This window comes from Sporosarcina aquimarina (genome assembly GCF_023715615.1).
In the GTDB taxonomy this organism is placed as follows: Bacteria; Bacillota; Bacilli; order Bacillales_A; family Planococcaceae; genus Sporosarcina; species Sporosarcina aquimarina_A.
Window position 1 is genome coordinate 274,802 of the sequence record NZ_JAMBOM010000001.1, and the last position, 14,708, is coordinate 289,509.

The following is a 14,708-nucleotide window of genomic DNA, read 5'->3' on the forward strand; positions in this document are numbered from 1 at the left end:
CATGCAAATCCGCTCAAACACACCAAATTCCCCCTACCCCCCATCCACAAAATAGGATATACTCAACAAAAACCCAGCACGCCTGAAAAGGAGGCACCGCCATGAGAAGGGACACGCCTAACTCACCACAACCCAAACAAGACCCGCGCTTCAAAACCGCGCATAAAGAAGCATGGATTGGCCTCGCGCTCGCCATCTTCAACTTCATCTGGTGGTTCGGCTTCGCCTATGGACTAGGGGGAAGACCCGTTGAAGAATATACATATATCCTCGGATTGCCCGACTGGTTCTTCTGGAGCTGCGTCGTGGGCTTCATCCTTATGAGCATCATCACAGTCGTTCTCGCAAAATTTGTCCTCACCGACATGCCGCTCGACGACGACCCGACGTATCATCCAAATCCACCTAATTTTTCGGATAAACCCGCACAGAAAGGACCGAAATCATGAACATAGGCGTACTCATCCCGCTCATCATATTTCTGATCGCAATATTCGCCATCGGGTTCATTGCCTCTAAACAAATGGGCAGTGGCGGCAGCTTCCTGCAAGACTACTTCCTCGGAGGTCGTGAACTCGGAGGCTTCGTCCTCGCGATGACCATGGTCGCAACATACGGAAGCGCATCCAGCTTTCTGGGCGGCCCCGGAACCGCATACACCGTCGGCTTCGGTTGGGCGCTCCTTGCGATGACTCAAGTCGTCACCGGATATTTCGTCCTTCTCGTGCTCGGTAAAAAGTTCGCTATTCTGAGCCGTCGCTACGACGCCGTCACGATGATAGATTTTCTAAAAGCGAGATACAACAGTCCGGCTGTGGCAATTCTCTCAGCTATCGCCATCATCGTCTTCCTATTTTCTGCGATGACAGCACAATGGGTAGGGGGCGGACGTCTCATTGAATCGCTCACGGGACTCAATTATACGACCGCGCTCTTCATCTTCGCGATCAGCGTCCTCGTCTACGTCACAATCGGGGGATTCCGCGCGGTCGCGCTTACCGATGCCGTCCAAGGCGCTATCATGGTTGTCGGGACACTCATTTTACTCATCGGTGTCATCATCGCGGGTGGCGGAATCCCAGCCATCATGCAAGATTTGTTGAATGAAAACCCACGTCTTGTCACGCCATTTGGTGCAGACGGGAGCCTAACCGCCGCCTATGTCTCAAGTTTCTGGATCCTCGTAGGAGTCGGCGTAGTCGGTCTTCCGCAAATGGTCGTCAGGACTATGAGCTACAAAAGTTCCCGGGCCATGCACCGAGCACTCGCAATCGGCACAATCGTCACGGGATTCATTATGCTTAACATGCACTTAATCGGTATCTTCGCGCGTCCCGTCCTGCCAGGAATCGAAGTGGGAGATAAAGTCATCCCACTCATCGCGCTTGAAGTTTTACCATCATGGCTAGCCGGCATCGTCCTCGCAGCACCGATGGCGGCTATCATGTCCACGGTCGACTCGCTTCTGATACTTGTCAGCTCAGCGATTGTCAAAGACGTCTACCTAAACTTCATCAAACCAGACGCACCTGAAAAAAAGGTTAAAATGCTTAGTTTCGGCATCACAGGCGTACTCGGAATCGTCGTATTCCTACTCGCCCTACAGCCACCAGATCTCCTGATTTTCCTGAACTTATTTGCATTCGGAGGACTAGAAGCCGCCTTCATCTGGCCAATCGTCCTAGGACTCTACTGGAAACACGGCAACAAATATGGCGCGCTTCTATCCATGATTACCGGAATCGGTAGTTACATCGCTATCCACTTCTACAACCAGGAGTACGGCAATCTATTAGGAGTCCACACAGTCACCATTCCAGTAGTCCTATCCTTAATCGCATACCTACTCGGAAGCCTAGCCGTAAAACGCGAACCCTTCCGTTTCTAAACAAATCCCTCGGAGCCACCACAGTCCCGAGGGATTTTCTCTATTCTACCTATCTACAATGTTAAAATCTGTCCCATCACATCCTGTCGAACGAAGTGCAGGCCGGCGACTCCAGCGGAATAAGCGAAGATTGAAGACCCCGCAGGAAGCGAAGCGACCTAGGCAACCGAAGTTCGCGACGTCCTGTCGCAATGGTTGCATGACCTACGTCCTGTAGGCCCGAGGCTGAAAACAAGCCCGCGGAAAGCGTCCGGCCGGAGCGAAGTGAGACGCCGTGCTCTTAGCCCCGTATTCAAATAAATTCAAATACAACTAGTCGTAACACTCTGAAACTGATATGATAGACATGCATGTCCAAACTACTATTCTAGGGGGCAATTTCGAATGACGAAGAAGACTAGATTCATGGCAACGACCATAACAGCGGCAGCAGTCGCAACTGCACTGGCGGTACCAAGCGCATCAGCCGACTCCTCGAAATTCACCGACGTATCTGAGCGTTATGCAGACGCGGTTAACTTCCTATGGGCAAATAACGTAACATCAGGCGTAAGCGAAACAAAATTCGACACTAAATCATCAGTTAAACGCGCTGACGCAGCAATTTTCATTGCAAAAGTCATGGGTCTTGAGCCAGGTGGCGTATACAAAGATTCAGGCTTCACAGACGTACCGAAAAACGCAAAATGGGCAGTAGATGCTCTTGCTGAAAACGGAATTGTTAGTGGGAAAAGCACAACTAAATTCGGAGCTTCCGAACACCTTACACGTGGTGAAGCAGCAGCCATGATTGTCAAAGCTGCAAAAATCGAAGCCGACAGCAAACTAACTGAAACACAATTTACAGACGTCAACAAACGTTTCGCACCATACGTGCAAGCACTGGTAGACGAAAAAATCGCAAGCGGAAAAGACAGCAAAACTTTCGGCACATCCATGCCTGTCACACGTGGCGAACTTGCCCTATTCCTCAACAGAGGCAACGCGAAATTCGGCTACTTCGATCTCATGGTGATGCACATGAATGACCACCACGCATACCTCGACAACTTCCCGTATATTTCGACAGTTGTCAACGAACTGCGTGCCAAAAATGAAAACAATCTATTATTACACGGTGGAGATGTCTTCTCAGGAGACCTTTACTGGAACAAATATAAAGGACAAGCCGATGTTGTGATGATGAACTATCTTGGCTTTGACGCCGTCACTTTCGGTAACCACGAATTTGACGAAGGTGGTAGCGCAGTAGGACACGAGGCACTGCGCAACTACATTCTAGGAGCTAAGTTTCCTGTGCTCGGCGCGAACCTAGATTTCAAAGGGGATCAGAAACTGAAAGATCTCTACAAAGGTGGCATTGCGGATAATGCAAGTGGCGGGGAAATCTATGACGGCACTATTGTCGAAATCGACGGTCAGAAAGTTGGAATGTTTGGCTTGACAACGGAAGATACTGTCAACATTTCAAGCCCAGCAGATGTCGAAGTACTCAGCTATATTAACCGCGCGAAAGAAACAGTTGCTGCACTTCAGGCGAAAGGTGTCGACAAAATTATCGCAATCACTCACGTCGGAGTGGATGAAGCTTCTCCTGAAGGAAGCGATCAGGCGCTCGCAAAAGCGGTACCTGATATCGATGTCATCGTGGGCGGTCATACCCATATCCCACTAAAAGAGCCAATTACCATTGCCAACGAAAATGGCGACAAAACGCTTATCGTCCAAGCAGGCCAGTATGGAGACTATCTGGGAACACTAGATGTGAAGTTCAATCCAAAGGGTGAAATCTATTGGAACCACGGTGAACTTGTAAAAATTGATACCAAGACTATGAAAGCTGACCCGAAAGCAGAAGCTGTCCTTGCGCCATTCAAAGCAGGGAAGGAAGAACTGAAGAAAGAATCGATTGGTGTTAAATCTGAAGTCGAATTGAGTGGTGCTCGTGACTCGAACGCAGAAGGCACATCCAGTGTCCGTCACAACGAAACGAACCTTGGAAACTTAATCGCAGACGCGATGCTGACAAAAGCGAAGACACTACCAGGTATGGATAAAGAGACGGTTGTTTCCGTACAGAACGGTGGAGGAATCAGAACGAGCATTGAAGCTGGAGACATTTCTGTCGGCAGTGTCATGCAGGTACTACCATTCGGTAACCCGCTGGCAATCATTAAGTCGAACGGTAAGGAAGTAAAAGAAGCACTTGAACGTAGCGTAGGCGGCTCAGTAATTGAGGGCGGCAAAGGTTTAAAAGAAGATGGTGGGTTCCTTCATGTTGGTGGCCTAAAATTCACTTACGACAGCACGAAAAAATCCGGAGAGCGTGTGCTTGAAGTGCTTGTCAAAGAAGGCGAAGAGTATGTACCACTGGAAGACACTAAAACCGTCTATATTGCAACAAACTCCTTCACAGCGCGTGGTGGAGATGATTACAAAGTATTTGAAAAAGCATCGAGTGAAGGCCGAGTGTCAGATCCTGGCTTCTCAGACACACAAAACCTAATTGAATACTTGCAGTCACTAGGCGACAAAATCAACCCACAAGTCGAAGGTCGCATTATTGACACTTCTCTTGAAACGCAACAAAATGGATATAAAGTTCCAGCTGGTGCTGCAAAAAACTAAATAAATCGATAAAAAATAACGCCGGATCATCCCTTGTAAGATGATCCGGCGTTTTCTACAAAATGCGTCCCACAAGGCTTTGCAGCAAGCTAGCAAACGAAATAAGGACGGAATAGCTAGAGTGAAAGAACACTAACCTATTAACATACCCCAATATAGGTCGATAGAAACATAGAGAAATACAAAGAATTGTTGTATCCTTTACGGTAACGACAAATATTTGGAGGATTGTAATTTTGAAGAAACTCGCAGTATGTCTTACATTATCTCTCGCAGCGCTTGTCCCATTCGGACAAGATTCCAAGGCCGCAGCCAACTTCACGGATGTCGGAACGACTCACCGTGCACAGGCTGAAATCTACTATCTTGTCGAAGGCGGGATCACAAGCGGAGTCTCTGAAACTCGTTTCGTCCCGGAGCAACAAGTGACACGTGGACAAGCAGCAGCCATGCTAGGTCGTACACTGAACTTGAACGGAGAACAACGTCTGACAAACTTTAAGGACGTTGGAAAGAACAACTTCGCTTCCGGCTACATAAAGCAGCTAGTCGACAAAAAAATCATCTCCGGTTATCCGGATGGTAGCTTCAAACCAGATAAGACACTGAGTCGTGGCGAGATGGCTGTTCTGATTGGACGAACTTTCGAGTATCAATCAAGTTCGGTAAGTGTAGCAGCTAGTTCTCTAATGAAAAAAGGAATCGCATCAGGAGTTGCAGACGGCTCATTTGGGGAAACTCAAACAATCAAACGCGGTGACTTTGCTGTATTCCTAGCTCGTAGCATTAACGCGGACTTCCGTACAGCGGATACTGAAAAATTTGACCACGACTTCTACGTGGATACAAAAGATGGGTCGAAATTGAATCTCCGTACAGGTCCGAACACATCGTATCCGTCAATTGCCTCCATTCCGTCAGGTAAAATCGTCTCATTAGCATACTCAGTCGGAGATTGGGCGTATATCACATCTGATAACGTCAAAGGTTTTGTGCACTCAGCTTACTTGCAGGGGGACAAACCATCTGACAAACCAGATCCAACCCCTCCGCCAGTAGTGGATCCAACTCCACCACCAGGTAAAAAGCCATTGAGTGATATCACTGTAGTCATTGATGCAGGTCACGGTGGATGGGATCCAGGTGCTACAGCCAATGGGTATATCGAAAAAAACCTTACGTTAAACGTTGCGAAAAAGATGGAAAAGTACTACGCAAAGGTACCTATGAAAGCTAAAATGACTCGCACGTCTGACACGTATATTTCATTGGATGCGCGTGGCGATTACGCATCAAAAGTGAAGGGAGACATATTCGTTTCCATTCACATAAATTCCCATACAGGGTCATCTGCTAACGGAACAGAAACGTACTATTACACACGTTCAGCAGCAGTAAATCCAAACGTATCTCAGTCAAAAGCACTTGCAACATATGTCCAAAATCGTCAACTTGAAGCATGGGGTCTAACAGACCGCGGCGTAAAAATTATGAACCTAGCAGTACTTCGACAAAACACAGTGCCTGCTGTACTTGCCGAACTAGGATTCATCACAAACAAAAAAGACATGGGCATTATGGGAACGGAAGCAGGTCGTGAAAAGATGGCGAAAGGATTATTCCTTGCCACACTCGACTATTACTATTATTATGAAAATAGAAAAGATGTTTTGCCTTTGTATAGCACAGTAAATGCTACGCCGAGTGGCAAACTTCACTAAACACACCCATTCCACTCGTTCACAAAATCGAGTGGAATTTTTTTCTAAACACATGCACAAAAAGGACTGATACAGGGTATAGGAATCATATCGTACATAAAGGAGTGATCATGTGAAAAAGTTAGGTTTTGCAGTCGTCTTGGCCCTAGGTTTGCTACTTCCCATGCAAGCGCACGCTGAAGAACGAACAGACTGGTTGCTCCATGGATCAGACGCCGACTTACAGGCGATTAGCCAGAAGGTGAGTTCCTTCACGAAGGAATTTAAACATGCACCTCTCGGAGAAGTCCAGCTCACGCAACAAGAAGTTGAAGAAATTCGCACTCATTATCCAGAAGTCAACATTTATCCAAATCGGGAATACGGAATAGCAGCAACCCCTGTTGCACCAGCACCGCCTTCCCAAATTACGTATCCAAAACGTTTTACCCTCATCAACACCATGCCAGAAGTGATCACTCCATATACAGGGAAAGGTGTCCGAGTCGCAGTTCTGGATAGCGGAATCGATGTCACACATAGCAAGTTAAACGTCAAAGGCGGTTTTTGTGCCTTGCCGAAAGACCAATGTGCTGAAGGAGCTAAGCCCTATAATGATGATCTCGGACATGGAACGCACGTCGCAGGGATTTTAGCCGCAACTAAAGCAAGTAACGGTACGATGGGCGTCGCACCAGGTGTCGATTTATATGCCATTAAAGCCATTAATTCTCAAGACTCAGGTCGCACCATCGACATCATTAACGGTGTCGAATGGGCAATCAACAATAAAATTGACATTTTAAATATGAGTATCACCACAAACCGAGACGATCCGGCACTCAAACTAATGCTCGAGAAAGCGTATGCTACAGGAATGATCATCGTTGCGTCAGCAGGTAACGAGGAAATAGGCGATTTGAAAGACTCCGTCCAATATCCAGCAAAGTATCCGACTGTTATCGCGACAACTGCCATTAACTACAACAAAGAACGTTTTTTAGAAGCTTCAATTGGACCTGAAGTAGAACTTGCAGCCCCAGGAGTCGACATTTTAAGCACGTATCCACGAGCACTCGACGACGATGGGAAAAAAGATGGCTACTATGAATTATCAGGGACATCCATGGCATCGCCACACGTTTCTGGAATCGCAGCACTCCTTAAAGAGCGATTTCCTGAATTGACGAACGTTAGATTACGTTCAATTCTTGCAAATGCTGCTGAAGACCTAGGAGCAAAAGGACGTGACCGCCACTTCGGCTATGGACTCGTTCGTTACCCATCAAAGGTTGAAGAGATTCCAATGATGACACAATATACACAAAATGGGCGCGTCATATTCGAATTATCGAACGCAGACAAAACGAGAACCCGCCAATTGAAAATCGAAGATCGCACAATTACCGAGCAATCTCCAGGGAAATGGGAGACGTACTTACTGCCTGGGACGTACAAAGGAAAGTATGCCATCATGACAAATACTGGAAAACAAATCCAAGAAGACATCCTAGTGAAGATTGAAGGAACGAGTTATAAAGATGTCTCGGGAACGAAATGGTATTCACCACAAATCGCCTACTTGATGGACAAAAAGCTAATCTACGGATTCGAAGGCAATGTATTCAAACCTGATCGGAAAATTACCCGTGCAGAAGCGGTTGCCATCATGGGGCGTGCTTCAGGATTAAACGGAGAAAAGCGAAAAACGCAATTCAAAGATGTCAATCCGAATAGCTTTGCATCTGGCTACATCCAATCGGCTCGTGAAAAAGGATTACTTGGTGGATTCCAGGACGGAACATTCCGTCCGAACCAACCCGTAACACGTGGAGAAATGGCGTTACTGCTACAAAAAGCATTCAATATCCAATATGATGCAAAACAAAAATCACCATTTAAAGACATGACGTCTAAAGTATCCAGCTACCAAGCAGCGCTCGCGCTAACGCAATCAGGTGTCACAAAAGGATACCCAGACGGAACATTCAAACCACAAGAAACCATGAGTCGTGCCACCTACAGCGTCTTCCTAGCTGGTGCCGAAAACCCAAGTTTGTTCAAATAAATTCCAAAACTGCGCAGTGCCCACCAGGCCGCGCGGTTTTTTTATGTGAAGCGTGGGCGACCCGCCCGTTCCGCGAGGCAACCCGCCCGTTTCGCGAGGCAACCCGCCCGTTTCGCGCGACAACCCGCTCGTTCTCCGGGGCAACCCACCCGTTTCGCGCGACAACCCGCTCGTTCCGCGAGACGACCCGCCCGTTCCGTGCGACAACCCGCTCGTTCTCCGAGGCAACCCGCCCGTTCCGCGCGAAAACCCGCTCGTTCTCCGGGTCAACCCGCCCGTTCCGCGCGACAACCCGCTCGTTCCGCGAGGCGACCCGCCCGTTCCGCGCGACAACCCGCTCGTTCCGCGAGGCAACCCGCCCGTTCCGCGCGAAAACCCGCTCGTTCTCCGAGGCGACCCGCCCGTTTCGCGCGAAAACCCGATCGTTCCGCGAGGCGACCCGCCCGTTCCGCGCGAAAACCCGCTCGTTCTCCGAGGCGACCCGCCCGTTCCGCGCGACAACCCGCTCGTTCTCCGAGGCGACCCGCCCGTTCCGCGCGAAAACCCGCTCGTTCTCCGGGTCAACCCGCCCGTTCCGCGCGAAAACCCGCTCGTTCTCCGGGTCAACCCGCCCGTTCCGCGCGAAAACCCGCTCGTTCTCCGAGGCAACCCGCCCGTTCCGCACGACAACCCGCTCGTTCTCCGGGGCAACCCACTCATCCCCGCGAAAAATCATCTTCCTCATACTATTATCAAACTCGCGACCAATCCATCTTCCCCCAACTCCAAAACCAAGACTAATTGGTGTGCTTCGCTCCGCTCCGCAATTAGTGAGGGAGAGTAGGGAACACATGAGTTTTCCAACAAGCACACACGGTGCCAGCAGGCCGCGCTCCACGAAAAAATCCTCTCATTTCTCCATACGCACGCGCGCACCCAAAACTACTCATTATATCCACAACTCTATTAAAATAAACCCATCTACTATTCTTGTAACACAAATGTAATATTCCGTGTCAGTCTTTTCTGATACGATATAAGCATAGAAAGAATTCTAGGTAAATAGACGTTGGAAGCAGTCAATCATCCTAAATCGAGGTGGGACATGAAAAAGCAACTAGTAGTCTTTTTGGCCTTTATGTTAGTTTTTGCAAGCGTGTTCACAGCAAACCCTCAGAAAAGCCAAGCCGCTTCGGGGGACAGCATCGTTGCCTACGCCAAAAAATTCGAAGGAACTCCATATCTATTTGGTGGCTCCACACCTGCTGCATTTGATTGCTCGGGATATATCCTTTATGTTTTCAAATTTTTCGGCATCTCGTTGCCACGTACATCAGAAACGCAATTCAATGTCGGGACATCAGTTGCCCGTGATAACTTGCAAGCTGGAGATCTCATCTTCTTTGAAAATACATACAAGCCTGGTATTTCCCATACAGGTATTTACATCGGGAACGGAAACTTCATATCTGCAGAATCTAGCGGCGTTAAGATTTCGAATCTAGACACGAACCCATATTGGGGACCGAAATACGCAGGTGCTAAACGCGTAGTGGGCATCACAACAACACCGCCTACAAAGCCAGTCGCTCCAACACCTACACCACCTACATCATTCAGTGACGTAGCTGCGAAGCACCCGGCATATGAAGCAATCGAAACACTCAGTACGCAAAAAATCATTAGCGGATTCCCAGACGGCTCATTCCAGCCTGAAACACAAGTCACACGTGGACAAGCCGCAACGATGATCAACCGCGTATTGAAATTACGACCACGATTCCCGCTTACTTATAGCGACGTCCCAGCAACGCACGCATTTGCAAAGGACATCTCGGCAATGAGTGATGCAGGCATCCTGAGTGGCTATGAAGACGGCTCATTCGGCATGTACGATCCATTAACGAAAGCACAACTTGCCATCATTTTGGATCGCGCATTCAGCATGACGACAACCGCCTCAGTTCTAACAAAACCACCGTACCTCGACGTACCTGTCACGTACCGTGCAGCTGAAGCAATCGGTGCGTTAAAGAAAATGGACAAGACAACAGTCTTCCAAACATCGAAATTCTCAATTGCCGCAAACGCCACACGAGCTCAATTCTCAGCCGCTCTTTACAGCGTCGCTGAACTGCGTTAACAAAACAAAATGCCGCCCTCAAGCTCTCGCGAAGGGCGGCATTTCTTGTTCTAACCTCAAAAACAACTCAACTAGAAGGAGGAGCAACACATATGAAATCACTTCGTCCCATGACAAAACTGGCGGCTATCCTTTCCGTTTTACTCTTACTCATTACCTTTGTAATCCCGCCATCAGCGGCTCACGCCGATGAACTGACAGGTCGCACACTAGAAAAAGAACTCCGTGAAATGATCGACAAAGGCATCCTCTCTGGATACACAGACGGCACATACCGCCCGACAGAAAACGTATCCCGTGGACAATTCGCGGCATTCATTGCACGTGCTCTGAAACTCCCAGAAGCAGACGGTAATTTTAAAGATGTTCCGAAAACTAGTAAACTCGCGAAGGACATTTACAGAGTTCAAAAAGCAGGACTCATGAATGGATACAGCGGAGGAATGTTCAAACCTGATGCACCGATTACACGTGAGCAAGTATCGCTAACCATGACGAATGTCTTGAACTACAGTCAAATGGACTTAAAAGAATCACGCATTGACTTCACGGATCTGGACAAATTCCAATCATCAGGTAGCGTACGCTCAGTCTATTACAACATCACTTATGGCATTATTAGCGGTATCCCGAACAAAGACGGTTCTATGCGGTTTGAGCCGAAATCGAATACAACACGCGAACAAGCCGCGGCATTCATTTCCCGCTATTTGAAAGCGGCTGAAGGGAACGAGCTGCCAGAAACACCAGAAACACCTGAGCCACCAACTCAGGGCAATGACTTCTATCTTGCAACGCTAACAAACGGCCAATTGGTTAAGCAGTCAAAAGGGCACAGTACCTACTTAACTGCTGCAAATCTATTTAATGATTCCAATAACTATGCAGCTATGTACCGCGGAAACGAACTGATTCGAGTGAAAAGTGGTATGGCATTTGGAGATAATAAAACTTCAGCAGGAAAAGAAGCAAATACCATTATTTACTTTGACTCAGCTTTCAAGAAACAAGCGACCTATGTTCAGCAGGGGAGAGAGCTGAAATATCTTGGTTCAAACGATGAGTATGTAAAAGTGCAAGTCGGCGCAACAGTTGGTTACGCGAAGCATTCAGAAGTGGATCTTATTCCCATCCAACTCGTAACAGATCGAGATAAATACACCGTTAGTGAGTGGGGAACGCTCATTCACTATACCTATAATTACATGACCAAAAAAGGTGCATCGTATCCAATCATGCCAGCACCAGATTTCTTAAAGCAGGGTGTTACCTATTATAGTCCAGACGGCGTCCATTATATGGACTCAACAGGTAAGGGTGTGGGTACGTTCTTCCCGTACTTCCAATTCCTATCGGCACGGTCAACGACTAGCTATACAGGAGCAGAATTAGATTCTCTAATTAAAAAAGTTCTAACAGAGCGAGAAGCCCTGAACTTAAGCAAGTACAAAGACGCAACGAAGAAGTCGAAGCTCATAGGACTTGGCTCGTTCTTTAAAACTCTTGAAAAAGAACGTAACATGAACGCTCTCATGATTCTTTCGCTCGCAGTACACGAGAGCGATTACGGAATGAGTGAAACAGCACAAACATGCAACAACTTGTTCGGGTTGTACAAATACGATTCACTGACAAAGTTATGTCCGGATAAGGGGACATTTAAAAAACCAAGCGACAGTGCAGTTGCTCTTGTTGACACCTTCTTGAATCCGAATTACATTAATCCGGACAGCACGTTGAACCGTGCATTGGGTGCTGCATTCGGTAACAAAACAACTGGCTTCAATGTCAACTATGCATCTGATCCAACATGGGGCGCAAAAGCAGGCGCGCATATGTACGAGTTGGATAAAAAAGCAGGCGGAAAAGACTTATATGCATACAAACAGTTCGCACTCACAAGCCTTGAGATTGCGACTAATGTCCGCAAAGCACCAAGCACATCAGCACCAATTCTTTTCACATATAAACCTCATTACAACGGAATTTACCAAGATTCGAGCTCAGGCATTGGTCTTGGCTACCCAATGACTGTCATCGGATCCGTTAAAGGTGACGACGGCAAAACATGGTATGAAGTGTTTAGTGATAAAGCTGGCGTAGATCATGGTTTTATCCGTGAAGACGTCGTCAATATCATCAATTATAAGTAAATCCAATCCCCTAGAATCGCCATGGTGATTCTAGGGGTTTTTGCGTCTGAGTATAATTTAATAGTGATCAAGCAGCTAGTGAATCCGCTCAAGCAATCGAAAAGGTGATCAAGCAGCCAGTGAATCCACTCAAGCAATCGAAAAAGTGACCAAGCAGTCAGTGAATCCGCTCAAGCAACCAGCGAATCCGCTCAAGCCACTCGAAAAGTGATCAAGCAACCATCAAATCCGCTCAAGCACCAAACAAAAAAACAGGGGCACCATCACCCCTGTTTCAAATGCTTCGTCACTTTCTCGATCAATTCTTCACCCTGATCTTCCAAATACCCAATCTTCGCATCTATCAACTCATCAAAGAACGCATTCCGCTCCATCCCCATCTCTTCCAGAAGGCTTTGAGTCTCCACTAAATCCACTAACGTCAACTGAGGATAGTCATCGCCTGAGAATGTGCCGTCTGGACGCGCCTGATACCACAAATCGCCATTGTCGCGAATCCAACCACCTTTATCCGCACCGAAGCCTTCGATACCCTTCATGACGCTCTTGGCAGCATCTAAATACTTCGCATTCTCCGTCTCGCGATAAGCAGTCAATAAAATCTTCAATCCGCCCAACTCATGATTCAACGAAGCATGGGGGATATCCGTCTTAGGATCCTCATCGAAGTAATCGACAATCATGAATCCTTCTCCTGCTTCAATCGTTTCACCTTTTTCAATCCGAGATAGCAAGTAATCTGCATACACGGGCACATACAACTTCGATTCATCGACTTCATCGTCGAGCTTCTTCTCTGTTTCGTCCAAGAAAAAGGCAACATATTCGTTATAGCGCGTATCTACATAGGGAGCCTTGATGCCATACGCATTATTGAGCCACGCACTCGTATATTCCGTCGGCCAGCGTGTCCCGTCGAACTCATTAATGTAATTCAACAAATTCACACGTGAATTCAACACCATCGTCTCAAAAAACAACGACTCCGACTTCCCATACCACTCAAGCGCCACATCGTCCTCCATCCGACCGATCACACGACCATACCCCATCTTCGTTCCGGGATCAATCGAAAATGGCAACTTCGTATATGGACCATCCATCGTTATCCAGTTCAACTGGGAAAACTGGTTTTCAAGCGCGAACTCTATGTAGTCCTGCTCTTCGTCTGCAGTCTCAAACAAGGGGGAATCTGCGAGTAACACCCAAGACTCCGCAATCTGATGACCACCCGCTTTAGCCCCACGAGTAAATCCATCATCGGTCACCTTCACGTCTTGCACTTCTTTGTCGAGTTCACGAATCCGACTTTCTCCGACATCATACGCCTTTACAAGCTCTTTCGATGTGAATGAATACCCGACAATCGCTTCCGTAACGTTCGCATTGCCATCAATCGACAATTTCCCAAAAGGATTCACCGTCGGATCTGTTCCGAATGTATCATGGTGAGGGTGTTTCACCTTACGAGGATTCCAAGAATTCTCCACAATCTTTACAGAATCACCAAAGTGATACACGGTTTCCAAGGATACCCCGAGTCGAGCGTCATTCGTCAACCGCTCAAACAGAAACTTCGAACCATTGCCGAGCGTCCGTTCCGTCAGCTCATACGACCCGATTTTCTTTCCAAGTCGCTTCACCGAATATGTATGAATGACATCTTTCGTATTCTCCACACTGCGTTCCGTATCTTTTTCATAGGCAAGTTCAAAAAAGCGTGGAATCTTCACATCCACTTGCACATCCTTTGTGGAATACACCCGCTCCGTCGTTGTCCCCTTTAAAAAAATCCCCGCAACACCTGCCACCACAAGAACCGCTAACAGCACCCCAATTATCCATTTCTTCACCAATTCCCACTCCTTTCGATATAACCTGTTGTGCCAAAACCATGGAGAAGTGTACACATTTACCTCCATTGATTATGGGCTACTTCATTCAATGGTGGGGTAGTCTCCCACCCGCATTACTACCGTATACCTGCTTAACAAGCGTAGACGAAGTAAGAGTAAGTTGTCGCGTCAACAAGCGCAAAAGTGATCAAGCCGTCATCAAATCCGCTCAAGCAAGCGCAAAAGTGATCAAGCCACCACCGAATCCGCTCAAGCAAGCACAAAAGTGATCAAGCCCCAGCCGAATCCGCTCA

Annotated in this window: 10 protein-coding genes; 9 read left to right on the top strand and 1 reads right to left on the bottom strand. The window is 47.6% G+C overall.

The genetic code is table 11. From position 1 onward, the window contains the following. The first annotated feature begins 101 nt into the window (after window positions 1-101). The 8 genes from M3197_RS01340 (at window position 102) to M3197_RS01375 (ending at window position 12,559) form a co-directional block, all read left to right on the top strand. Window positions 102-449, top strand: a complete 348-nt coding sequence (locus M3197_RS01340; protein ID WP_251658214.1) for a YhdT family protein — start codon at window positions 102-104, stop codon at window positions 447-449. Continuing rightward, on the top strand, window positions 446-1,888 hold the full coding sequence (panF, locus tag M3197_RS01345; protein WP_251658215.1) for a sodium/pantothenate symporter: 1,443 nt from the start codon (window positions 446-448) through the stop codon (window positions 1,886-1,888). Before M3197_RS01340 ends, panF begins: the two co-directional genes overlap by 4 nt. A 384-nt stretch (window positions 1,889-2,272) precedes the next feature. Then, window positions 2,273-4,516, top strand: coding sequence for a 5'-nucleotidase C-terminal domain-containing protein (locus tag M3197_RS01350; RefSeq protein WP_251658216.1), 2,244 nt, complete (start codon window positions 2,273-2,275; stop codon window positions 4,514-4,516). A gap of 236 nt (window positions 4,517-4,752) precedes the next feature. Next, window positions 4,753-6,237 carry an N-acetylmuramoyl-L-alanine amidase gene (locus M3197_RS01355; RefSeq protein ID WP_251658217.1) on the top strand — a complete coding sequence of 495 codons (1,485 nt, stop codon included), beginning with the start codon at window positions 4,753-4,755 and terminating at the stop codon, window positions 6,235-6,237. A gap of 112 nt (window positions 6,238-6,349) precedes the next feature. Beyond that, window positions 6,350-8,284 (top strand): S8 family peptidase, encoded by a 1,935-nt coding sequence (locus M3197_RS01360; RefSeq protein WP_251658218.1) that lies wholly within the window; start codon window positions 6,350-6,352, stop codon window positions 8,282-8,284. A 45-nt stretch (window positions 8,285-8,329) separates the two neighbouring features. After that, a complete protein-coding gene (locus M3197_RS01365; protein ID WP_251658219.1) occupies window positions 8,330-9,064 on the top strand; it encodes a ribosomal eL19 family protein in 735 nt (244 codons plus the stop codon). Between the two features lie 304 nt (window positions 9,065-9,368). Next, complete coding sequence (locus M3197_RS01370; RefSeq protein ID WP_251658220.1) at window positions 9,369-10,406, top strand: C40 family peptidase; 1,038 nt, start codon at window positions 9,369-9,371, stop codon at window positions 10,404-10,406. A gap of 92 nt (window positions 10,407-10,498) precedes the next feature. After that, the gene (locus tag M3197_RS01375) at window positions 10,499-12,559 is read left to right on the top strand and encodes an S-layer homology domain-containing protein (RefSeq protein ID WP_251658221.1); all 2,061 of its coding nucleotides are present in this window, start codon (window positions 10,499-10,501) and stop codon (window positions 12,557-12,559) included. Between the two features lie 263 nt (window positions 12,560-12,822). Here the strand turns inward: M3197_RS01375 and M3197_RS01380 are convergent, their stop codons facing one another. After that, window positions 12,823-14,412, bottom strand: coding sequence for a hypothetical protein (locus M3197_RS01380; protein ID WP_251658222.1), 1,590 nt, complete (start codon window positions 14,410-14,412; stop codon window positions 12,823-12,825). Window positions 14,413-14,453: 41 nt separating this feature from the next. On the opposite strand from M3197_RS01380, the gene M3197_RS01385 reads away from it, so the two are divergent. Continuing rightward, complete coding sequence (locus M3197_RS01385; RefSeq protein ID WP_251658223.1) at window positions 14,454-14,684, top strand: hypothetical protein; 231 nt, start codon at window positions 14,454-14,456, stop codon at window positions 14,682-14,684. The last annotated feature ends 24 nt before the right edge of the window (window positions 14,685-14,708 follow it).